This is a genomic window from Rhabdaerophilum sp., assembly GCF_046092605.1.
Taxonomy (GTDB): domain Bacteria; phylum Pseudomonadota; class Alphaproteobacteria; order Rhizobiales; family Beijerinckiaceae; genus Rhabdaerophilum.
The window spans coordinates 1-20,154 of the sequence record NZ_JBJTDY010000045.1; the positions used below are offsets into that span (position 1 = coordinate 1).

Below are 20,154 nucleotides of genomic sequence, written 5' to 3' on the forward strand. Positions count from 1 at the left end.
CCCGCCCCGCTGATCGAGCGGCAGATCTTCGAGGTCAGCCGGGAACTGAACCGCACCGACGGGATGACCATCTTCCTCGTAGAGAATGCCCTGAAGATCCATCACTCAGTTTCCTTTTCGCATTCGCGGGCGGTCAGGATCGGCGTGGATCCCCGGATCGAGCCCGGGGACAAGCTGTTGCTGCTCATGCTCTTTTCTCTTCTTCGCATTCGCGGGCGCAAAACCGGGGACCACTTTTGCTGCTCATGCTCAATGATGCCCCCCTTCCAGATAGGCCGCCTTCACCTGCGGGTTGGCGAGCAGCTCCTTGCCCGTGCCGCTCATGGTGATGAGGCCGTTGACCATCACATAGGCCCGGTGGGCGAGTTTGAGCGCGTGGTAGGCATTCTGCTCGACGAGGAAGATGGTCATCCCGTCGGTGCGGTTCACTTCCCGGATGACCTCGAAGATCTGCCGCACGATCAGCGGGGCGAGGCCCAGCGAGGGTTCATCCAGCAGCAGCAGCTTCGGCCGCGCCATCAGCGCGCGGGCAATGGCGAGCATCTGCTGCTCGCCGCCGGAGAGCGTGCCGCCACGCTGCTGAAGCCGTTCCCTGAGGCGGGGGAAGATGGTGCAGACCTTCTCCAGATCCTGATCGAAATAGGCCAGGTTGTTCACCGTCGCGCCCATCTGCAGGTTTTCGAGCACGGTCATCCGCGGGAAGATGCGACGCCCCTCGGGCGATTGCGCAATGCCGAGCCGCGCGATCTCATGCGTCGGCATGCGGGTGATGTCGCGGCCCTCGTAGATCACCTGGCCCTCGCGGGCCTGCGGCTTGCCGAAGATGGTCATCATCAGCGTCGACTTGCCGGCGCCGTTGGCGCCGATCAGCGTGACGATCTCGCCCTGCTTCACGTCGATGTCGACGCCCTTCAGCGCGATGATGTTGCCATAATAGGTCTTCACGCCACGCACGGCGAGCAGCGATTCCGCCGGGGCTGCGGCGGCGGCCGGACTGGTCGTTGTCATGCGCCCACCTCCGCTTCCACCGCTTCCACCTCGTCATCGGGCACGCCGAGATAGGCGGCGATGACCTTGGGATCGGCCTTCACATCGGCCGGCGGACCATCGGCGATCTTGGTGCCATAGTCGAGAACCACCACGTGGTCGGAAATCTGCATCACCACGCTCATATCGTGTTCGATGAGCAGCAACGACGTGCCGTGATCCGCACGGATCGATTGCAGCAGCGCGTTCAGCTCGAGGCTTTCCTTCGGGTTCAGCCCCGCGGCCGGCTCGTCGAGACAAAGCAGAACCGGGTCCGTGCACATCGCCCGCGCGATCTCGAGCCGGCGCTGGTCGCCGTAAGGCAGGTCGCCGGCGGGATCCTCCGCGCGTTCAATGAGCCTGGTTTTCTCCAGCCAGTACTTCGCCTTCTCGATCGCACCCTTTTCCGAGCGGCGGAAGCCCGACAGCCCGAGAAGGCCACCGATCGTCCAGTTCGAGGCGACCATCAGCGGGTTGTGCTGCGCGACCATCAGGTTTTCCAGCACTGTCATCCCCGAAAAGAGCCGGATGTTCTGGAAGGTGCGCGCAACACGCGCCTTCGCCGAGATTTCGAAATCCGCCATGCGCTCGAGCAGGTAGAGCGCTCCGCCCGGCCCCTCGAAGGTGGGGGAGGAACTGTCCGTCAGCGTCTCCACATGGCCCTCGAAGGGGATGGTCCCTTGCCGGAGCGCGATGCGGCCCACGGTCGGTTTGTAGAAGCCCGTGATGCAGTTGAAAACGGTCGTCTTGCCGGCGCCGTTCGGGCCGATCAGCGCGGTGATGTCGCCGCGCCCCGCGGAGAAGGAGAGATTGTTGACGGCGACAAGGCCGCCGAACCGCATCGTCAGGTTCTCGACCTTGAGAACCGGGTCCTGGATCCAGCGTGCCATATCAGTTCATGTCCTTTCGGATGATCTTGTCCGAAAACCGGAAGCCACTTTTCGCCTTCGCGGACCGATGGTTCGGGATCATCCGTGCCCCTCTTTCACATGATCGGAGGACACGGCCTTCTTCTCTTTCAGGAACACGGAAGGCTCGCGCACGGAAATCAAGCCACGGGGCTTCCAGAGCATCATCAGCACCATGCAGAAGCCGAAGACGAGCATGCGATACTGCGCCGGGTCGAAGTTGGGCCCGAAGATCACCTTCAGCGCATCAAGCTCGCGCAGGAGTTCCACGCCGCCCACGAGCATGATCGCGGCGATCACGACACCGAGAAGGCTGCCCATCCCGCCGAGCACGACGATCGCAAGGATCTGCGCGCTCTCGTGGAAGACGAAGCTTTCCGGCGAGATGAAGCCCTGGCGTGCCGCGAAGAAGGCGCCCGCGAAGCCGCCGAACATCGCTCCGATCGCGAAGGCCGTCAGCTTGGTGTTGACCGTGTTGATGCCGAGCGAGCGGCAGGCGATCTCGTCTTCGCGCAGGGCTTCCCAGGCGCGGCCCACCGGCAGTTTCCGGAGCCGCGAGGAGACGGCCGCCGTGATCAGCGCCAGCACCAGGATGACGTAAAACAGGAAGATCGTGCGGTAGATCGGCGAGAATTCCAGCCCGAACCGGGCCGCGAAGCCACTCTCGGAGGCATTGAAGGGTATCCCGAAGAAACTGGGCCGCGGGATGGAGGAGATGCCCGCATAGCCGCCCGAGAATTCCACCCAGTTGATGAGCACGAGGCGGATGATCTCGCCGAAGGCGAGCGTCACGATGGCAAGGTAGTCGCCACGCAGACGCAGAACCGGAAAGCCCAGCAGCACGCCCCAGAAAGCCGCGAGGATGCCGGCGACCGGCAGGCAGATCCAGAAGGCCCAGAGCGGCCAGAAGGTCGGGCCGATCAGGTCGGCCATGAACGCCTTCACTGGCTCGCTGGTTGCGAAGAGGGCGTAGGAATAGGCTCCCACCGCATAGAAGGCGACGTAGCCGAGATCGAGCAGCCCCGCGAGGCCCACCACGATGTTCAGGCCCCAGCCCAGCATGATGTAGATCAGGATCTGGATGCCGAAATTGTCGATCCACTTGATCGCGCCCGAGGGGCCGGCCGTCGCCAGCACCATCAGCGGATAGGCGAAGAGGAAGCCCACGAAAACCGGCAGGCCGTACTTCTCGAGCTTCAGGGCGAGATCGCCCTTCGCCTTCTTCGGCTTGGCCGGGCCAAGCGCATCGCGCCGGGCAAGATAGACCCCGATGGCCAGCCTCCCGACGAAAACGGCCGCGCAGACCAGCGCCAGCATGCCGGGGCGCAAGACCAGGACCATCTGGTTGTTGAGCGATTGGTCGGTCTTCACGCCGATCAGCAGGGCGAAGAGCCCGAAGGCGACAAGGCTCGCGAGAACCGCGTCGCGCAGGATCTGGCCGTAATCGATCTTCGGTACAGAGCCGGGAGGAGAATACGCGTTCGACATCTTACACCTTCTCGACTTCCGGCTTGCCGAGCAGGCCCTGCGGCATGAAGATCAGCACGATCGCGAGGATCGAGAAGGCCGCCACATCCTTGTAGTCGATCGAGAAATAGGCTGACCACAGCGTCTCGATCAGGCCGATCAAGAGGCCGCCGAGCACCGCGCCAGGCAAGGAGCCGATGCCGCCGAGGACCGCTGCCGTGAAGGCCTTCACGCCCGGCACGAAACCGTCGGAGAACACCACAACGCCGTAATAGTTGAGGAAAAGCGTGCCCGCGACCGCCGCCAAAGCCGCCCCCATCACGAAAGTGATCGAGATGGTGCGGTTGACATTGATGCCGAGCAGTTCGGCCATCTTCTGGTCCTGCTCGCAGGCGCGCTGGGCGCGGCCCAGCGGCGTCTTCTGGACAATATACCAGAAGACCGAGAGCAGCACGACCGTGGTCACCATGATCAGTATCTGCTTGTAGGAGATCGCCACCGCAAACCCGTCCTTCTGCATCAGGACGATGGAATCACGCATCACCGGCGGGATGGGCTTGTTGCGCGGTCCCTGAGCAACCTGCACGAAATTCATCAGCAGGATCGACATGCCGATCGCCGAGATCAGCGGCGCAAGGCGGAAGGAACCGCGCAGCTTGCGGTAGGCGACCCGCTCGATGGTCCAGCCATAAAGGGCTGTGACCGCCATCGAAACCAGCAGGGCGAGCACGAGCGCCAAGAATACCATGCCGCCGGCCAGCCCCAGAACGGTGGTCACGGCCATGAAGACAATCAGCGCCACGAAGGCGGAGATCATGAACACATCACCGTGGGAGAAGTTGACCATGCCGATGATGCCGAAAACCATCGTATATCCGATGGCGATGAGGCCATAGACCGCACCCAGCGACAGCCCGTTGATGACTTGCTGCAGAAAGACTTCCATTCCCCTCACGCCTCTCCCGGATGCACGCCCCGTCTTTGGTGCGGAGACCCGTCAAGCGGATTTCGTGCCAACCCTGCCGGCCGCTCCCGAGACCGGCAGAGAACTCGACGCTACCAGTGGATGATATCCGCTGCAATCCGAGCCACCCAAGAAGTGGAGCAAGCCGGGCATGGCATCAATCCCGCAAACGGGCTTTGCGGCAGAGGATTCCGCCAAAGATTGCCACTTTGGCGGCGAGTTTCACAAACCGGGGAGTGGGCGCTCAGTCTTGCTGGCGATCCGCCAGGACAAAACCATGGCGGAAGGGATCGTGGTCATCGACGAAGATCGTGTTCAATCCGGTCATCACCGCCCAGCCCTCGATGGAGGGAATGATGGCCGGAAAGCCGCCAACCGTCGTCTCGCCCTCGACCCGCGCCTTGAACAGCGAGCCGATGATGCTCTCATGTACGAAGGTCTCGCCGGGCTGGATGCGCCCCTTCGCCGCCCATTGCGCCAGGCGCGCGGAGGTGCCGGTGCCGCAGGGGCTGCGGTCGATGGCCTTGTCGCCGTAGAACACCGCATTGCGCGCGGTTGCCCCCGGCACGGTCGGCGCCCCGGTCCAGAGCACATGCCGGCAGCCGCGGATGGCGGGATTTTCCGGGTGCACGCATTCGATGGTGCGGTTCACGGCTTCGCGCACCCGCGGGCTCAGCCGCAGGATATCCGAGGGGTTGAGGTCGGCCATGTCGCGGAAGGCGGGCTGGGAATCGACGATGGCGTAGAAATTCCCGCCATAGGAGAGATCGACCACCAGCTTGCCGAAACCCGCCACATCCAGTTCCACATCGGACTTGTAGAGGAAGGAGGGGATGTTGATGAGCTTCACGCTCGTCACGCGCCCGCCTTCCTCGGTGTAATGCGCCTCGACAACGCCAGCCGGCGTATCAAGCCGCAGGATGCCCGGGGTTTTCGGCTTCACCTGGCCCTGTTCCAGCGCGAAGGTCACGGTGCCGATGGTGCCGTGCCCGCACATCGGCAGGCAGCCCGAGGTCTCGATGAAGAGGATCGCGATGTCGCAATCCGGCCGCGTCGCGGGGTAGAGGATCGAGCCGGACATCATGTCATGCCCGCGTGGCTCGAACATCAGGGCGGTGCGGATCCAGTCGTGGCGGGCGAGGAAATCGTCGCGCCTGTCGCTCATGGTCGCGCCGTTCAGCACCGGGCCTCCGCCCACGACCATGCGCACGGGATTGCCGCAGGTATGGCCATCCACGCAGAAAAAGGTATGCCTTGCCATCGTCTTGTCCGTTCGTGTTCTCTTATGGAAACCGGATCTCGCCATCCGCGAGAACGGTGACCCGCCCGGCGGGCAACTGCGCCTGCCGGGCCTCGTCGAGGCGGAAGGCGGGCGGCGGCTTCCAGCCCATCTCGCGCCCGACCACGCAGCCGATGAGCAGGATCGCATCCGGCGCGGCGAGCAACAACGCGGCGGGCGCAATGTCGAGGCGGATCAGTTCCAGCAGCACGGCGGAGGAGGAGGATGAGCCGATCGTGCCAGGCAGCGCCAGCACCGTTCCTGCGATGCTCTGCCCGCATTGCGGATGCCGAACCTGGATGATGCGCCCCGTCGACGGGTCAACCCCGCCCCAGAAGGAGAGGGGAGCCGTCAGCGCCAGCACGGGGCCCTCGACCGTGCCCTTGTGATCGGGAAAGAGCGGTTCGGCGCGCATCATGACCAGGCCCCCGTCTCGTTGGCCAGATGGCCGGAAACGGCCGCTTCGACACATTCCGCGAGGCTCGCATAGCGCACCGCATAGCCCGTGTTTCCGGGCGCGTAATGCGCGAATTTCCCGGAATTGGTGGCGAGCACGCCCGCGATCTCGGCGAGCATGGGGGTCACCACGATGCAGGTATCGGCCACCAGCGTCACTCCGGCATCGATCAGCGCCTGGCGCTCGGGCCGGGCGAGGCCAAGCAGAGCATGCCGCCCCGTGCAGGCATAGAAGGGCCGCGCGACCTTGCGCCCGGATAGCCGCTGGATTACCTCGCGCAACTCCTCCGCCGAGCAATGCGGCGAGCCGATCGCCACGGCATCGATCGCGCTGGATCGCGTGGTGGAAAGTCCGCCGCGTGCCTTCGCGAGCCGTTCGGGCGTGACAGGGATCACGGGCAGGCCCTGCGCGCCGCCGGTCACGGTTTCCATGTCCGGCGCTTCCGGCGTCACGCCGAGAATGTGGAAGAGCCCCACCGCGCCGGCGGAGGCCGCGGCCGCGCCGAACGCCTTCAGGCGATCCTCGGTGGCAAAGCCGGCAAGGCCGGTCACGACACCCACGGCCGTCCCCGCCTCTTGCCCGTAAAGCGTGCCGATCACCGGCCAGAGCACGTCGGAACCGCGCAAAGCGGCGCTGAGGCCGGAGCAATCGAGCACGAAGATCGCGCGGCGGTTCTCCGGCTTGTGCAGCCCGTAGAAGGGCGCGCACCCGGAAATGGCGCAGGCGATGTCGAGGAAATCGCCGTAGCGGTTGGTGCGTGCGCCGAGCACGGAATTGCAGAAAGCCACCGCGTTCGATTCCCCCCAGGCGACATCACTCCCCAGGGCCGGCCGATGCCCCGCCTGATAGGGCGCGCAGGTCCAGGAAGCTTCGCAACCCATGGCCTCATAGGCCATCATCAGCCGATGCGCCATGTCATGCTGGTGTGGAGGCAGCCGGGTCTTCGCCCCGCAGGCGAGGTCAAGCCCTCCCACATTGAGCGTGGCGGGAACGGCGACCTTCGCCCCCAGTTCCACGAGCCTCTCTGCGAAGAGCGTGCCGGAATCGCCGTGGTAGAGCGCGCCATCGATATGGGCGGAGGCGACCGGAATGAGCCTTTCGGCCCCCATGAGTCGGGCGGTTTCCGCCACGATGCCGAGGGCCAGCGCCTGCGCCTCGCCGGATTGGCCAGCAAGAATGGTGCGTTCTTCCGAAGTGAGGGTCAGGGTCATCGTCTGCCGGTTCTGGTTCTTGTCTCGTGCAATTCATCGCGTGCAATTCATCGCGTGCAAGGGATCATGGGCAAGGGATCATGGGCAAGGGATCATAGGCAGGATCTGGGAAGTCGCTTCACGCGGCACGATAGCTCCCCCTGCTTGTAGCACGTGCCGGATTGCGCGAATTCCCGGCGGGCTGGCAAGCGCCTTACCGCTGCAAGGCCCTTGCAGTTTCCGGAGAAAGGTTCACATGAGGGGGCTCATCGAGAAAGCGATATCTGCGTGAATTCCCATCCCCATCCTCATCCCGATCCGCCCGTTGCCGGGCGTGGTCCTGAAGCGTTTCGGGAGGCGATGAGCCGCGTCGCCGGCGCGGTGCATGTCGTGGCGACCGATGGTCCGGCGGGTCGCGCGGGCTTGACGGCGACGGCGGTGACCTCGGTGTCCGACAGTCCGCCGAGCCTGATCGTCTGCTTGAATGCCGCGAGCCGCACGGCGGGCATCCTTGAGGCGAACGGGGCCTTCTCGGTCAACACGCTCGCGGCCGGCCATGTCGCTGTGGCGCGGCATTTTTCCCGCTCCGGCCTCTCGATGGATGAACGTTTCGCCCATGGCGAATGGCGGCAGGGGCCGGGCGGCGCGCCGCTGCTGGTCGGGGCTCTCGCGCGCTTCGCCCTCAAGGTGCAGGACCTGCGGCAGGTCGGCAGCCATTTCGTGGTGGTGGGGGAGGTGCTCGCGGCGGAGGCGGGAGCAGATGCCGAGCCGCTGGTCTATCACCGCCGCGGTTATCGCGTGCTGCATGATACGGAGCACACCTGACGGACGGTTGCCGCCACCTCGCCGAAGGCGTGATTTCGCGGAAATCCCCCGCGGAAACGATGCGCCTCGCCGGAAGCGAAGGCGCGGGGGATATTCGGAAGAGCCGCCGCGGGTGCCGAAGGGTCTTGTCACGGCAGGTCAAGGCTCGTGTCCCGATCCGGAAGGACAGGGCCGGGATGGCGAGCCATGGGAAACCCTCCGCCGAGCCGGGGCGGGAAAGCCGGTCAGCACCCGAGGAATTCAGCCACGGCCGCGTTATACGCGTCGGGAATTTCGCAATTCGAGATATGCGCTGCAGGAATTACAACCTTCTTCGCGCCCGGAATGTTCCGCGCCATGAGGTCGCCCATCGCGGGCGTCGTGGCGGGGTCCTCGCCGCCGATCAGCACGAGCACCTCGTTGGTGATGCCCCTGATGCTCTCGCGCTGGTCCATGTCGCGGATCGCCGCCGCGCAGCCGGCATAGCCCGAGGGGGAGGCCTTGCGCACCATGTCGGTCACGCGGGTCACTTCCGCCGGGTTCGCCTCGTTGAAGCTTTTCGTGAACCAGCGGAGCTTCATCGCTTCGGCGATGGGGTCCATGCCCTTCGAATGCGCCATACGGATGCGCGCGTTCCAGTCGGTCGCGGGCGGGCCCATCCAGGCGGCGGTATTGCCAAGCACGGCCTTGCCGATGCGCTCGCGATGGTGCGTCAGCAGCCACTGGCCCACCATGCCGCCCATGGAACAGCCGACCCAATGGGCCTTGTGGATATGCAGCGCATCCAGAATGCGCAGGGCATCCTGCGCGAGTTGCGCCAGCGAATAGGGGCCGGGCGTCGCGCCGGTCTCGCCATGGCCGCGCACATCATACCGGATCACCCGGTGCGTCCTGGCGAAGAGGGCGGCCTGCGCGTCCCACATCTCCAGCGCCGCGCCGAGCGAATTCGAGAACAGGATCGGATCGGCCCCTTTCGGCCCCTCGCAGGTCACGCGGAAGATGATGTCGTCGAAAGCGAGACGGATCGTTTCGGATGGCATGGCGCTTCAACCCGGTTGGCGGCAATGGGCCGCATTTTTCCGGCAATCAACTTTCGTTGGCAAGCGCCGGATGCGGCTTGACCATGGAGTTGGAATAAGTTCACATGATCAAAATCGGGATGGAATTTGCGCGCCAACAGCGAAGCAGCCCGGAGGAAAGGTCCAAAACTGCAACAGTTTTGTCCCATCGGCGGAAAGAGGAGAGGTCATGCCCAGAGTCAGTATGAATGTGAACGGCAGGGCGGTGAGCGGGGAGGTGGATGCCCGCACGTTGCTCGTGGCGTTCCTGCGCGACCATCAGCGTCTCACGGGCACGCATGTCGGCTGCGATACCAGCCAGTGCGGCGCCTGCGTGGTGCATGTGAACGGCAAGGCCATGAAGTCCTGCACGTTGCTGGCCTTGTCCTGCGACGGCGCGGATGTCGTGACCATCGAGGGCCTTGCGAGCGGTGCGGACCTCCACCCGATGCAGGCGGCCTTCCGCGAGCATCATGGCCTGCAATGCGGCTTCTGCACCCCCGGCATGATCATGGCCGCGATCGACATGGTGAACCGCCTCGGCCCGAACCTTTCGGAAGAGACCATCCGCCATGAGCTCGAAGGCAATATCTGCCGCTGCACGGGCTACCACAATATCGTGAAGGCCATTCAGGCCGGCGCCGCCGCCATGGGCGGCATGAAGGTCGCCGCCGAATAAGGCTGACATCTCGGGGTCGGGCGCGGCCCGGCCGGATATGACGGGTTTGATACATCAAGCCGCGAAACCGGGCCAGGCCCGGCCGAAGGCGGCGAGCTCGGGAGGAGCATCATGTCTGCCACTGGAATTGGCGCACGCGTTCCGCGCAAGGAAGATTTCCGATTCATCACCGGCAAGGGCAACTACACGGACGATATCAACCGTCCGGGGCAGGCCCATGCCTATTTCCTGCGGTCGCCGCATGCCCATGCGAATATCAGGAAGATCGACACGAAGAAGGCCGCTTCCATGCCCGGCGTGCTGGCGATCCTCACCGGCGATGACATCGCGAAGGACAAGATCGGCGGCCTGATCTGCGGCTGGATGATCCACAACAAGGATGGTTCGCCGATGAAGGCGGGCGCGCATCCGGCCCTGGCACAGGGCAAGGTGCGCTATGTGGGCGACCATGTGGCCGTGGTCGTCGCCGAAACCCTCGAACAGGCCAGAGATGCGGCGGAAGCGATCCAGGTCGATTACGAGAAGCTCGCCCCGGTCGTCGATCTTGCGAGCGCCACGAAGAAGGGCCAGCCGGCGATCCATGATGTCGCGCCGGACAACCAGGTCTTCGACTGGCATCTCGGCGACAAGGCGGCGGTGGATGCGGCTTTCAAGAAGGCCAAGCACGTCACCCGGCTTGACCTTGCGAATAACCGCCTCGTGCCGAACGCCATGGAGCCTCGCGCGGCGATTGGCGATTACGATCCCGGCAACGAGGCCTTCACGCTCTACACCACCTCGCAGAACCCCCATGTGGCCCGCCTCGTGCTCTCGGCTTTCATCGGCATCGCGCCGGAGCACAAGCTCCGCGTCATCGCGCCGGATGTCGGCGGCGGCTTCGGTTCGAAGATCTTCATCTACGCGGAGGAGACCGTCTGCGTCTGGGCCGCGAAGAAGGTGGGCCGCCCGGTGAAATGGGTGGCGGACCGCACGGAGGAGTTCCTCTGCGTGGCCCATGGCCGCGACCATCTCACCCATGCCGAGATGGCCATCGGCGAGGATGGCAAGATCCTCGGCCTGCGCGTGAAGACCCGCGCCAATCTCGGCGCTTATCTTTCGACCTTTGCCTCCTCGGTGCCGACTTATCTTTACGCCCCGCTGCTTTCCGGCCAGTATGATATCCCGGCGATCTATGCGGAGGTCGAGGCTGTCTACACCAACACCGCGCCGGTCGATGCCTATCGCGGCGCCGGTCGGCCGGAGGCGACCTTCGTCATCGAGCGCATGGTGGAAGTTGCGGCGCGCGAACTGGGGGAGGACCCGGCGAATTTCCGCCGCAAGAACTTCATCCGGAAGTTCCCGCACCAGACCCCGGTCATCATGTGCTATGATGCGGGCGATTATAACGCTTCGCTCGCCAAGGCCCTGGCGATGCATGACGTCAAGGGCTTTGCGAAGCGCAAGCGCGACAGCGCGAAGCGGGGCATGCTGCGCGGCATCGGCTATTCCGCCTATATCGAGGCCTGCGGCATCGCGCCTTCAGCGGCGGTAGGCTCGCTCGGCGCGGGCGTCGGCCTGTGGGAATCGGCGGAAGTCCGCGTGAACCCGATCGGCACCGTGGAAATCCTCACTGGATCGCACAGCCACGGGCAGGGCCACGAGACCACCTTTGCGCAGCTTGTCTCGGATCGTCTGGGCATTCCGATCGACAACGTGTCCATCGTCCATGGCGACACCGACAAGGTGCAGATGGGCATGGGCACCTATGGCTCCCGCTCCGGCGCGGTGGGCATGAGCGCGATCGCCAGGGCGCTCGACAAGATCGAGGCCAAGGCGAAGAAGGTCGCATCCTTCGTGCTCGAGGCCAGCGAGGCCGATATCGAGTTCAAGGATGGCAAGTTCTCGGTGAAGGGCACGGATAAATCGATCGATTTCGGCTCCGTGGCGCTTCAGGCCTACATCGCCCACAAGTTCACGGGCCAGCAGCTGGAGCCGGGGCTGAAGGAGGGGGCGTTCTACGATCCCACCAACTTCACCTTCCCCTCTGGCGTGCATATCTGCGAGGTCGAGATCGACCCGCAGACCGGCGTGACTTCGATCGAGAAATGGACTGCCGTCGACGATTTCGGCAACATCATCAATCCGATGATTGTCGAGGGCCAGGTGCATGGCGGCATCGCGCAGGGCGTGGGCCAGGCTTTGCTCGAAGGCGCGATCTACGATCAGAACGGCCAGCTCCTCACCGCGAGCTACATGGATTATGCCATGCCGCGCGCGGCGGATCTGCCGAGCTTCGCGATCGGCACGACGCTGACGCCCTGCCCCTCGAACCCGCTGGGCATCAAGGGTTGCGGCGAGGCCGGAGCGATCGCGGCCCCGGCGGCGGTGATGAACGCCATCACCGATGCTCTGGGGCACGAGAACATCGCGATGCCGGCCACGCCTCAGGCGGTTTGGAAGGCGGCGCAGGCGACCCTCGCCAAGGCAGCGGAATAACGGGCGAAAAGGAATCAGGACCATGTACGCTTTCGATTTTCACCGTCCCACCAGCCTGCGGCAGGCCGCGAACCTCATCGCGAAGAACGGCGATGCGAAGCTTCTCGCGGGGGGGCACACGCTCATCCCCACGCTGAAGCAGCGCCTCGCCAGCCCTTCGGCGCTCATTGATCTCACGGGGATTCCCGAACTCTCGGGCATCACTGAGAAGGGCCGCACGCTGGTGATCGGCGCCACGACCTCGCATGCGGAAGTCGCGGGCTCGGCGCTCGTGCAGGCCCGCCTGCCGGGCCTTGCGGCCCTCGCGGGCGGCATCGGCGATCCGCATGTGCGCCACAAGGGCACGATCGGCGGCTCGATCGCCAACAACGATCCTGCGGCGGATTATCCCGCCGCGATGCTCGCTCTCGGGGCCACCATCGTGACCAACAAGCGGCGGATGGCCGCTGACGCGTTCTTCACCGGCATGTTCTCGACCGCACTCGACGAGGGCGAGATCATCACGAAGGTCATCGTGCCGACAGGCGGGAAATTCGCTTACGCGAAGTTCCGAAACCCGGCCTCGCTCTATGCGATGGTCGGTGTCGCGGTGGGCAAGAAGGGTGGTGTGGTCCGCGTCGCGGTCACGGGTGCCGGCTCGGATGGCGTGTTCCGCTGGGAAGCGGCGGAGGCGGCGCTGAAGGCGCGCTTCAACTCCAGGGCCCTCGATGGCGTGAAGACGCCGGCGGCGAAGGACCTCAACTCCGATATCCACGCTTCGGCGGAATATCGCAGCCACCTGATCGGGGTGATGGCGAAGCGCGCGGTGGATGCCGCCAACGCGAAGTGAAACAGAAATGGGGAGGGCGCGGCCTGAACCGCGCCCTGCCGCCTCAGCCCATCAAAGGGTAGAAGAACCGCTCTTCGCTGATCTTGCCGTCGCGCACGCTGTAGAGCGCCCATTCCTTGCTCTGCAGGCGCTGACCGGTTGCCTTGATCGTGAAATCCATGTCGAATTCCACGAGGAACTGGTTGCCGTTGACGAACGGGCCTTCGGTGGTGACCTCGTGCATCTCATGATTGGCGTAAAACCATTCTCCCTTGGCCTGGACTTCTGCTGCGCCCTTGCAGACGGCCATGGGGCTTTCCTTCGCCTCAAGGCTGACGATGTTCTCGGCATTGAACTTCCGGGCGGCGCCTTCATGGTCGCCGGCCTTGAGAAGAGCGGTGAAGGCTTCGGCGGTTTCTTTCGTGTTCATCGTGGGTGTCCTGGTCAGATGGCGTGAAACTGTGCTGGTCAAACGAACAGCCCTGTCGCCCTACCGTTTCCATGCTGACATGATGTGTCAGTATCCCTTCCTGCCGAAAGCATTTTGATGATCGCTCTTCCCGCCTCCATCGCCGAGACGAAAGCCCTGCTCGCAAGGCAGAACTACGTGGGCGACACGGCGCTCGCGACGGTGATTTTCCTTGCGCTGCGCATGGGCCGTCCGCTCTTCCTTGAGGGCGAGGCCGGCGTGGGCAAGACCGAGATCGCGAAGGTGCTCTCGGCGGGGCTCGGCCGCAAGCTCATCCGCCTGCAATGCTACGAGGGGCTCGATGCGGCTTCCGCGCTGTATGAATGGAACTATGCCGGGCAGATGATGGCGATCCGCCTCGGCGAAGCGGCTGGCGAGACGGATCGCGATCGCCTCGCGGCGGATGTATTCTCGAACCGCTTCCTGCTGCGCCGCCCGCTGCTGCAGGCTTTGGAGCCCGATCCCGCGGGGCCGCCCGTGCTGCTGATCGACGAACTCGACCGCACGGATGCCGCCTTCGAGGCTTTTCTCCTGGAAATCCTCTCGGATTTTCAGGCGACCATCCCCGAGATCGGCACGGTGAAGGCGGAAAAGCCGCCCATCGTCATCCTCACCTCCAACCGCACGCGCGAGGTGCATGATGCGCTCAAGCGTCGCTGCCTCTACCATTGGGTCGATTACCCCGATGCCAGCCGCGAACTCGCCATCCTCGCGGCGAAGGTGCCGGGCGTGCCGGCGCGGCTCTCGAAGCAGATCATCGCCTTCGTGCAGGCGATCCGGCGGGAGGAGCTTTTCAAGGCGCCCGGCGTCGCCGAGACGCTCGACTGGGCGACCGCTCTGGTGGAGCTTGATGCCGTCGCACTCGATCCCGAAATCGTTTCCGATACGCTCGGCGCGCTGCTGAAAGTGCAGGACGATATCCTGCGCATGCAGACGGGGCTCGCCAAGCAGATCCTCGATGAGATCAAGGCCGTGAAATGACCGAAAGACTTTCAAACAGAAAGGCTGGTAATATTTGGGCCGGTTGGTTGTTGGCAAGCTTGGCAGAGTCGTGGCCACTTAGTAAAAATATTGAATATCATGAGATAATTTCTGAAACAGGCGTTTCCATTGAAAACAAAAAAGCGAATATTCTGCAGTTTTGAACCTGATTGAATGGTTATATAGGGAGGGATATATTTTTTACCATGAAATGCATTATAGTTCAGGGGAGATTACAAGGATAACAATTACAAAAAAATGTATGGAAATTTTATCAATTAATATTGAATCTCTTGATGGAAAAAATCTCGGCGATGCGATGATCGATGCTGCAAAAGATATTGGAAGAGATGCAACAAAAGACGTAGCAAAAGGACAGTTGGCTAACTTTTTTGGCCAATTAATTGGTGGAATTATAAAGAACGCTTCAGGTGGTTAAATATGCAGTTGGATCGCTCCTGTGGAACCTGCACGCTCTGCTGCAAGCTGTTTCCCGTGCCGCCGCTCGAAAAGCCGGCGGGGAAGTGGTGCCCGCATGTGGTGCAGGGAAGGGGCTGCGGCATCCACGAGACGCGGCCTCAGCTATGCCGCGCCTTCGATTGCCAATGGCTCGAAAACCCCGATCTCGGGCCGGAATGGAAGCCGGAAATCTCGAAATTCGTGCTTTCCATCTATCCTGGCACGAATTCCCTCGCGGTGACGGTCGATCCCGGCTTTCCCGGCAACTGGCGGCAGGAGCCTTACTTGCGCAACCTGCGCCGCTGGGCCGAGGCCGCGCTCCGGCAGGGTGATCAGGTGATCGTGTTCACCGGCGGCAAGGCGACCGCCATCCTGCCGGATCGCGAGGAGGATCTCGGCGAGATTGGCCCGGGCGATTCCATCGTCTCGCTGAAGAGCCCGCGCGGTTACGCGGTCGAGGTGCGTCGTGGCGCCCGCGCCTGAAACCGCGATCGGCGGGAACCTTGCAAAAAACATTGTGTTTTTTGCCAGAACATTGCGCGCGGCCGGCATGAAGGTGGGGCCGGGCGCGGCGCTGGATGCCGTCTCCGCCGTCGAGGCCATCGGTCTGGGGCATCGCGAGGAATTCCGCGCCGCGCTCGAAAGCGTTTTCGTGAAGCGCCGGCCCGATGCCGAGCTTTTCGATCAGGCCTTCCGGCTGTTCTGGCGCAGGCGGGCGCTGGTCGAGAAGATGATGTCGGTTCTGATGCCCATCGCGCCGACCAACCCGGAGGACAAGCGCAGGAACACTTTGCGCCGCCTCGCGGATGCGATGTATGAGAGCCGCGAGCCGCCGGCGGATGCCAAGCCCAGGGAAGAGCTCGACCTCGATTCCCGCCTCACCGTTTCCGACATCGAAATGTTCCGCCAGCGTGATTTCGAGGGGATGACCACGGCCGAAATCGCCGAGGCGAAGCGCCAGATCGCGCGGCTCACGCTGCCGCTTCACACCGTGAAAACGCGGCGCTTCATCGCGCATCCGCGCGGGGCTTCGCTCGATATGCGGGCGAGCCTGCGCGCCTCGATGCGCGGCGGCGGGGCGGGGCTCTCGCTGGAGCGCCGGCAGCGCCGCGAGGAGATGCCGCCGCTCGTGGCGATTTGCGACATTTCCGGCTCCATGAGCCAGTATTCGCGGATTTTCCTGCATTTCCTGCACGCTCTGGCCGAAAGTGGCCGGCGCGTGCATGCCTTCACTTTCGCGACCGAACTCACCAACATCACCCGTGCCCTGCGCACCACGCGTGATCCGGAGCTGGCGCTCGCCGGTGCCTCGAAGATGGTGCGCGACTGGGATGGCGGCACGCGGATCGGGCAGGCCTTGCACGAATTCAATCGCCTTCACGCGCGCCGGGTGATGGCCGGTGGTCCGATCGTTCTGCTCATCACCGATGGCCTCGAACGCGAGGGCACGGACGAACTCGCGCGTGAAATGGGCCGCCTGCATCGTCTGTCGCGCCGGCTCATCTGGCTCAACCCGCTTTTGCGGTTTGATGGCTTCGAGGCGAAAGCGGCGGGCATCCGCGCCATGCTGCCGGCGGTTGACGAGTTCCGCACGCTCCATAATCTCGCCGCGATGGGCGATCTCTGTGAGGCGCTCTCCGCCTCGCGCAGCGCAGACGCGGACCCGCGACGTTTTCTGAAGAGAGGTGCGGCATGACCCTCAAGGATCTGACCCTGAACGATTCCGAATTGCTGGCGCGTGCCGAGGCTTGGGCCAAGGCGGGGCGGGGGGTTGCCATCGCCACGGTCATCGAGACCTGGGGCTCCGCGCCGCGGCCCGTGGGCTCGCATCTTGTCATTGATTCAGAGGGGAATTTTGAAGGCTCCGTCTCCGGCGGCTGCGTCGAGGGCGCGGTGGTGGCGGAAGCGCTGGAGGTGATCGAGAGCGGCGAGCCGCGCAATCTCGAATTCGGCGTGGCCGACGAGACCGCCTGGCGGGTTGGCCTCTCCTGCGGCGGCAAGATCGCCGTGCGGGTGGAGCCGATAACATGAACCTCGACGATCTCGTTGAACTCAACCGGCGGATTGCCAATCGCGAGCCAGTGGCCGTTGTTACTGCGCTTGAAGTTGGTCTTGAGCCGGGCGATCGAGTGGTGATCGTCTCGCCGGATGAGGTCAGCACGCAGTACTATGCGGAGCCGCTGCGGGAGGCGTTCCGAACCGGCAAGAGCGGCTTGGTCGAGGTTGAGGGGCACCGGTTCTTCCTCAACATCCACCTGCCGCCCGTGAAGTTGATCGTGACGGGCGCGGTGCACATTTCGCAGGCGCTGGCCGAAATGGCGCGTCTCACGGGGCTCGATTGCACGATCATCGATCCGCGCACGGCCTTCGCGACGCCCGAGCGCTTCCCCAACGTGACGCTTCTCGCGGAATGGCCGGATCAGGCTTTAATGCGCGTGAAGCCGGATCGGTTCACGGCCTTTGTCGCGCTCACGCATGATCCGAAGATCGACGATCCGGGTTTGATCGCGGCGCTTCGCGCGGGCTGCTTCTATATCGGCGCGCTCGGCAGCCGGAAGACCCATGCGAAACGTGTGGAACGACTGCAATCGCAAGGCTTTACGGCGGAGGAGATTGCGCGCATCCATGCGCCGATCGGCCTCGATATCGGGGCTGTCAGCCCGCCGGAAATCGCGGTCTCCATTCTGGCCGAGATCATCTCGACCATGCGCGCGAAGCGCCGGGCCGCCTGATGTTTTTCGGCACGGTCCCCGTTGCTGAAGCTGCGGGCGGCGTGCTCGCCCACAGGGTCAGAGCTGCGGAAAAGGTGCTTGCGAAGGGCCATGCGCTGAGTGCGGAGGATTGCGCGAGCCTCGCCATGGCGGGCGTGGCCGAGGTCACCATCGCGCGGCTCTCGCCCGGCGACATGCCGGAAGACGAGGCCGCGCGGCGGCTCGCGCGCCAAGCAGCCGGGCCAGGAATCCGATGTGCCGAGGCCTTCACGGGCCGCGTGAACCTTTTCGCCGAAGCCGATGGCGTGCTGGTGCTCGACGAGGCCGCCATCCACGCTTTCAACGCGCTCGATGAAGGCATGACTTTGGCGACCCTGTCGCCGTTCCGGCGCGTGAAGGCCAACGAGATGGTCGGAACGGTCAAGATCATCCCCTTCGCGTTGCCTGGCACAGTGGTGAAGGCCGGGTGCCAGACGCTTTCCGCACCGCCCATCCGCGTGGCGGCGTTCCGGCCGAAGCGGGTGGGTCTGATCCTGCTCGCCACGTCGGAGATGAAGCCGTCAGTGCTGAACAAGACGGCCCGCGTCACAGCCGAACGGGTAGCTTCCCTGGGCGGCGCAATCGCCTTCGAGCGGCGCCTTCCGCATCGGAAGGAGGCTCTGGCCGAGGCGTTGCAAGCGCTTGATCCGAAAGCACTGGACATCCTCATCGTCTTTGGTGCCGCCGCGATCTCCGACCGGCGCGACGTCATCCCCGCCGCGATTGAGGCGATCGGCGGGCGCGTGATCCATTTGGGCATGCCCGTCGATCCCGGCAACCTGCTGCTCCTCGCGGAATGGGCGGGCAAGCCCGTGCTCGGTGCGCCGGGCTGTGCGCGCTCGCCGGCGGAGAACGGTTTCGATTGGGTTCTGGAGCGGCTTTTCGCCGATCTGCCGGTGACGGCGCGGGATATCCGCGCCATGGGCGTCGGCGGGCTCCTCATGGAGATCATCTCGCGGCCGCAACCGCGCGCGGGAGAGGAGATGTGAGGCTCGGCGCGATCATTCTTGCGGCCGGTCAATCCTCCCGTTTCGAGGATGGGCACAAGCTTCTCACGGTTTTCAGGGGCAGGCCGATTCTCGGGCATGTGCTTGAATTGGCGCGGGATTGCCCGTTTGCGGATCGCCTGGTTGTCACGGGGTCCGAGCGCGGAAGGGTTGAAGCGCTCGCGCATGCGGCGGGTATCCGCACTGCGCATAACCCGGATTTCGCAGATGGCCTTTCGACCTCGCTGAAGGCGGGAATCGCAGCGCTTCCACCAGGGATCGACGGCGCGTTCATCCTGCTGGGTGACATGCCGCTGATTACCCGCGACACGCTTCAGGCTCTCGAGAAAGCCGCGCAAGCCGCACCGGAAATGGCTGCTTTCGTGCCGGTTTTCGGCCGGGATTGGGCGCATCCGGTGCTTCTGATGCGCAAGGTCTTCCCGGAACTCGCGAGCCTCTCCGGCGATCAGGGCGCGCGAAAACTCCTGCAGGCGCGGGGTGATGTCGCGCTCGTGCCGGTCGATGATCCCGGCAGCCTTGCCGATATCGATACCCGCGCCGATCTCGCGCGCGTCGCTGGTCCGAATGCGCCTCCCCGCACGTAAGGGAGGGGCGGGCGAAATGGCCCGGTGATGGGCGGTATCTTTATGACCAGAACAGCGATCATCCATGGCGGCGCGGGCGGTATTGGCGCAGCAACAGCGAAGCAGCTTTCCGCGCAAGGCTTTCGCCTTCATCTCGTGGGACGCGATGCGGACAAGCTCGCGGGCGTCGCGGGACCGCTGGGCGCGACCTTCACGGCCGGCGACGTGACGGATGCCAGCCTTTTCGCCCGCGTGATGGCCGAGAGCGGATTTTCGAGCCTCGATGCCCTGGTCTATGCGGTTGGCACCATCAACCTGAAACCCTTGCAGCGCCTCACGGAAGCGGATTTCTTCCGGGATTTCCAGGTGAACGCGCTGGGCGCCGCTCTTGCGGTGCAGGCGGCCTTGCCGGCGCTGAAGGCGGCCGAAGCCACGAGTTCCGTCGTGCTGTTTTCCACGGTCGCCGTGGCGCAGGGCTTCACGGCGCATGCCTCGGTTTCCATGGCGAAGGGCGCGGTGGAGGGCCTCGTGAAGGCCTTGGGCGCGGAGCTTGCCCCCAAGGTGCGCGTGAATGCCATCGCGCCCTCGCTGACGAAGACGCCGCTTGCCAAGGCGCTGACCGGCAACGAGGCCATGGCGAAGGCCATCGGCGAGATGCATGCGCTGCAGCGTCTGGGCGAGGCGGAGGATGTCGCCGGCCTCGCCGCCTTCCTCGCAGGCGGCCAGTCCAGCTGGATCACGGGGCAGGTCTTCGCGGTCGATGGCGGCCGCTCGACGCTGCGCACGAAGGGCTGAATGGTGAGGAGGCTC

The 20,154-nt window shown here is 64.3% G+C and carries 23 protein-coding genes; 14 read left to right on the forward strand and 9 right to left on the reverse strand.

Annotated features, from left to right (window positions below; genetic code table 11):
• Positions 1-249: 249 nt before the first annotated feature.
• From ACKODO_RS03965 to ACKODO_RS03995, 7 genes are all read right to left on the reverse strand, one after another.
• The gene (locus ACKODO_RS03965) at positions 250-1,008 is read right to left on the reverse strand and encodes an ABC transporter ATP-binding protein (protein WP_408982152.1); all 759 of its coding nucleotides are present in this window, start codon (positions 1,006-1,008) and stop codon (positions 250-252) included.
• Positions 1,005-1,916, reverse strand: coding sequence for an ABC transporter ATP-binding protein (locus tag ACKODO_RS03970; protein WP_408982153.1), 912 nt, complete (start codon positions 1,914-1,916; stop codon positions 1,005-1,007). The genes ACKODO_RS03965 and ACKODO_RS03970 overlap by 4 nt, the downstream gene beginning before the upstream one ends.
• A 78-nt stretch (positions 1,917-1,994) precedes the next feature.
• Positions 1,995-3,422: a high-affinity branched-chain amino acid ABC transporter permease LivM gene (gene livM, locus ACKODO_RS03975; protein WP_408982154.1), complete on the reverse strand. Its 1,428-nt coding sequence runs from the start codon at positions 3,420-3,422 to the stop codon at positions 1,995-1,997.
• 1 nt (position 3,423) lies between these two features.
• Positions 3,424-4,347 carry a branched-chain amino acid ABC transporter permease gene (locus ACKODO_RS03980; RefSeq protein ID WP_408982155.1) on the reverse strand — a complete coding sequence of 308 codons (924 nt, stop codon included), beginning with the start codon at positions 4,345-4,347 and terminating at the stop codon, positions 3,424-3,426.
• A 262-nt stretch (positions 4,348-4,609) separates the two neighbouring features.
• Entirely contained in the window at positions 4,610-5,626 is a 1,017-nt protein-coding gene (locus ACKODO_RS03985) for a 4-hydroxyproline epimerase (RefSeq protein ID WP_408982156.1), read from the reverse strand.
• Between the two features lie 22 nt (positions 5,627-5,648).
• Positions 5,649-6,062 carry an aconitase X swivel domain-containing protein gene (locus ACKODO_RS03990; RefSeq protein WP_408982157.1) on the reverse strand — a complete coding sequence of 138 codons (414 nt, stop codon included), beginning with the start codon at positions 6,060-6,062 and terminating at the stop codon, positions 5,649-5,651.
• A complete protein-coding gene (locus ACKODO_RS03995; protein ID WP_408982158.1) occupies positions 6,059-7,312 on the reverse strand; it encodes an aconitase X in 1,254 nt (417 codons plus the stop codon). Before ACKODO_RS03995 ends, ACKODO_RS03990 begins: the two co-directional genes overlap by 4 nt.
• A 339-nt stretch (positions 7,313-7,651) precedes the next feature.
• Between ACKODO_RS03995 and ACKODO_RS04000 the strand changes: the two genes are divergently transcribed.
• Positions 7,652-8,116, forward strand: coding sequence for a flavin reductase family protein (locus tag ACKODO_RS04000; protein ID WP_408982159.1), 465 nt, complete (start codon positions 7,652-7,654; stop codon positions 8,114-8,116).
• 224 nt (positions 8,117-8,340) lie between these two features.
• Here the strand turns inward: ACKODO_RS04000 and ACKODO_RS04005 are convergent, their stop codons facing one another.
• The gene (locus ACKODO_RS04005) at positions 8,341-9,135 is read right to left on the reverse strand and encodes an alpha/beta fold hydrolase (RefSeq protein WP_408982160.1); all 795 of its coding nucleotides are present in this window, start codon (positions 9,133-9,135) and stop codon (positions 8,341-8,343) included.
• A gap of 208 nt (positions 9,136-9,343) precedes the next feature.
• Between ACKODO_RS04005 and ACKODO_RS04010 the strand changes: the two genes are divergently transcribed.
• The 3 genes from ACKODO_RS04010 to ACKODO_RS04020 all read left to right on the forward strand — a co-directional run bounded on the left by ACKODO_RS04010 (position 9,344) and on the right by ACKODO_RS04020 (position 13,136).
• Entirely contained in the window at positions 9,344-9,832 is a 489-nt protein-coding gene (locus ACKODO_RS04010) for a (2Fe-2S)-binding protein (RefSeq protein WP_408982161.1), read from the forward strand.
• A 111-nt stretch (positions 9,833-9,943) separates the two neighbouring features.
• The gene (locus ACKODO_RS04015; protein ID WP_408982162.1) at positions 9,944-12,307 is read left to right on the forward strand and encodes a xanthine dehydrogenase family protein molybdopterin-binding subunit; all 2,364 of its coding nucleotides are present in this window, start codon (positions 9,944-9,946) and stop codon (positions 12,305-12,307) included.
• A gap of 22 nt (positions 12,308-12,329) precedes the next feature.
• Positions 12,330-13,136, forward strand: a complete 807-nt coding sequence (locus ACKODO_RS04020; RefSeq protein ID WP_408982163.1) for an FAD binding domain-containing protein — start codon at positions 12,330-12,332, stop codon at positions 13,134-13,136.
• Between the two features lie 43 nt (positions 13,137-13,179).
• On the opposite strand, the gene ACKODO_RS04025 is transcribed toward ACKODO_RS04020, so the two are convergent.
• Positions 13,180-13,545: a SnoaL-like domain-containing protein gene (locus ACKODO_RS04025; RefSeq protein ID WP_408982164.1), complete on the reverse strand. Its 366-nt coding sequence runs from the start codon at positions 13,543-13,545 to the stop codon at positions 13,180-13,182.
• A gap of 117 nt (positions 13,546-13,662) precedes the next feature.
• Between ACKODO_RS04025 and ACKODO_RS04030 the strand changes: the two genes are divergently transcribed.
• From ACKODO_RS04030 to ACKODO_RS04075, 10 genes are all read left to right on the forward strand, one after another.
• Complete coding sequence (locus tag ACKODO_RS04030; protein ID WP_408982165.1) at positions 13,663-14,565, forward strand: AAA family ATPase; 903 nt, start codon at positions 13,663-13,665, stop codon at positions 14,563-14,565.
• Positions 14,562-14,729, forward strand: a complete 168-nt coding sequence (locus tag ACKODO_RS04035; protein WP_408982166.1) for a hypothetical protein — start codon at positions 14,562-14,564, stop codon at positions 14,727-14,729. Before ACKODO_RS04030 ends, ACKODO_RS04035 begins: the two co-directional genes overlap by 4 nt.
• Positions 14,726-15,004 carry a hypothetical protein gene (locus tag ACKODO_RS04040; protein WP_408982167.1) on the forward strand — a complete coding sequence of 93 codons (279 nt, stop codon included), beginning with the start codon at positions 14,726-14,728 and terminating at the stop codon, positions 15,002-15,004. Before ACKODO_RS04035 ends, ACKODO_RS04040 begins: the two co-directional genes overlap by 4 nt.
• Positions 15,005-15,006: 2 nt before the next feature.
• Complete coding sequence (locus tag ACKODO_RS04045) at positions 15,007-15,507, forward strand: hypothetical protein (protein ID WP_408982168.1); 501 nt, start codon at positions 15,007-15,009, stop codon at positions 15,505-15,507.
• Between the two features lie 67 nt (positions 15,508-15,574).
• A complete protein-coding gene (locus tag ACKODO_RS04050; protein ID WP_408982169.1) occupies positions 15,575-16,720 on the forward strand; it encodes a vWA domain-containing protein in 1,146 nt (381 codons plus the stop codon).
• On the forward strand, positions 16,717-17,055 hold the full coding sequence (locus ACKODO_RS04055) for an XdhC family protein (RefSeq protein WP_408982170.1): 339 nt from the start codon (positions 16,717-16,719) through the stop codon (positions 17,053-17,055). The genes ACKODO_RS04050 and ACKODO_RS04055 overlap by 4 nt, the downstream gene beginning before the upstream one ends.
• Positions 17,052-17,756: an XdhC family protein gene (locus ACKODO_RS04060; RefSeq protein WP_408982171.1), complete on the forward strand. Its 705-nt coding sequence runs from the start codon at positions 17,052-17,054 to the stop codon at positions 17,754-17,756. The genes ACKODO_RS04055 and ACKODO_RS04060 overlap by 4 nt, the downstream gene beginning before the upstream one ends.
• A complete protein-coding gene (locus ACKODO_RS04065; RefSeq protein WP_408982172.1) occupies positions 17,756-18,763 on the forward strand; it encodes a molybdopterin-binding protein in 1,008 nt (335 codons plus the stop codon). The genes ACKODO_RS04060 and ACKODO_RS04065 overlap by 1 nt, the downstream gene beginning before the upstream one ends.
• Positions 18,760-19,365 (forward strand): NTP transferase domain-containing protein, encoded by a 606-nt coding sequence (locus ACKODO_RS04070; protein ID WP_408982173.1) that lies wholly within the window; start codon positions 18,760-18,762, stop codon positions 19,363-19,365. The genes ACKODO_RS04065 and ACKODO_RS04070 overlap by 4 nt, the downstream gene beginning before the upstream one ends.
• Positions 19,366-19,407: 42 nt before the next feature.
• On the forward strand, positions 19,408-20,139 hold the full coding sequence (locus ACKODO_RS04075) for an SDR family NAD(P)-dependent oxidoreductase (RefSeq protein WP_408982174.1): 732 nt from the start codon (positions 19,408-19,410) through the stop codon (positions 20,137-20,139).
• The last annotated feature ends 15 nt before the right edge of the window (positions 20,140-20,154 follow it).

Bases quoted from the DNA above. Each gene is read 5' to 3' on its own strand.
- ACKODO_RS03965 (WP_408982152.1), bottom strand. From the start codon at position 1,008: ATGACAACGACCAGTCCGGCCGCCGCCGCAGCCCCGGCGGAATCGCTG.
- ACKODO_RS03970 (WP_408982153.1), bottom strand. From the start codon at position 1,916: ATGGCACGCTGGATCCAGGACCCGGTTCTCAAGGTCGAGAACCTGACG.
- livM (WP_408982154.1), bottom strand. From the start codon at position 3,422: ATGTCGAACGCGTATTCTCCTCCCGGCTCTGTACCGAAGATCGATTAC.
- ACKODO_RS03980 (WP_408982155.1), bottom strand. From the start codon at position 4,347: ATGGAAGTCTTTCTGCAGCAAGTCATCAACGGGCTGTCGCTGGGTGCG.
- ACKODO_RS03985 (WP_408982156.1), bottom strand. From the start codon at position 5,626: ATGGCAAGGCATACCTTTTTCTGCGTGGATGGCCATACCTGCGGCAAT.
- ACKODO_RS03990 (WP_408982157.1), bottom strand. From the start codon at position 6,062: ATGATGCGCGCCGAACCGCTCTTTCCCGATCACAAGGGCACGGTCGAG.
- ACKODO_RS03995 (WP_408982158.1), bottom strand. From the start codon at position 7,312: ATGACCCTGACCCTCACTTCGGAAGAACGCACCATTCTTGCTGGCCAA.
- ACKODO_RS04000 (WP_408982159.1), top strand. From the start codon at position 7,652: ATGAGCCGCGTCGCCGGCGCGGTGCATGTCGTGGCGACCGATGGTCCG.
- ACKODO_RS04005 (WP_408982160.1), bottom strand. From the start codon at position 9,135: ATGCCATCCGAAACGATCCGTCTCGCTTTCGACGACATCATCTTCCGC.
- ACKODO_RS04010 (WP_408982161.1), top strand. From the start codon at position 9,344: ATGCCCAGAGTCAGTATGAATGTGAACGGCAGGGCGGTGAGCGGGGAG.
- ACKODO_RS04015 (WP_408982162.1), top strand. From the start codon at position 9,944: ATGTCTGCCACTGGAATTGGCGCACGCGTTCCGCGCAAGGAAGATTTC.
- ACKODO_RS04020 (WP_408982163.1), top strand. From the start codon at position 12,330: ATGTACGCTTTCGATTTTCACCGTCCCACCAGCCTGCGGCAGGCCGCG.
- ACKODO_RS04025 (WP_408982164.1), bottom strand. From the start codon at position 13,545: ATGAACACGAAAGAAACCGCCGAAGCCTTCACCGCTCTTCTCAAGGCC.
- ACKODO_RS04030 (WP_408982165.1), top strand. From the start codon at position 13,663: ATGATCGCTCTTCCCGCCTCCATCGCCGAGACGAAAGCCCTGCTCGCA.
- ACKODO_RS04035 (WP_408982166.1), top strand. From the start codon at position 14,562: ATGACCGAAAGACTTTCAAACAGAAAGGCTGGTAATATTTGGGCCGGT.
- ACKODO_RS04045 (WP_408982168.1), top strand. From the start codon at position 15,007: ATGCAGTTGGATCGCTCCTGTGGAACCTGCACGCTCTGCTGCAAGCTG.
- ACKODO_RS04050 (WP_408982169.1), top strand. From the start codon at position 15,575: ATGAAGGTGGGGCCGGGCGCGGCGCTGGATGCCGTCTCCGCCGTCGAG.
- ACKODO_RS04055 (WP_408982170.1), top strand. From the start codon at position 16,717: ATGACCCTCAAGGATCTGACCCTGAACGATTCCGAATTGCTGGCGCGT.
- ACKODO_RS04060 (WP_408982171.1), top strand. From the start codon at position 17,052: ATGAACCTCGACGATCTCGTTGAACTCAACCGGCGGATTGCCAATCGC.
- ACKODO_RS04065 (WP_408982172.1), top strand. From the start codon at position 17,756: ATGTTTTTCGGCACGGTCCCCGTTGCTGAAGCTGCGGGCGGCGTGCTC.
- ACKODO_RS04075 (WP_408982174.1), top strand. From the start codon at position 19,408: ATGACCAGAACAGCGATCATCCATGGCGGCGCGGGCGGTATTGGCGCA.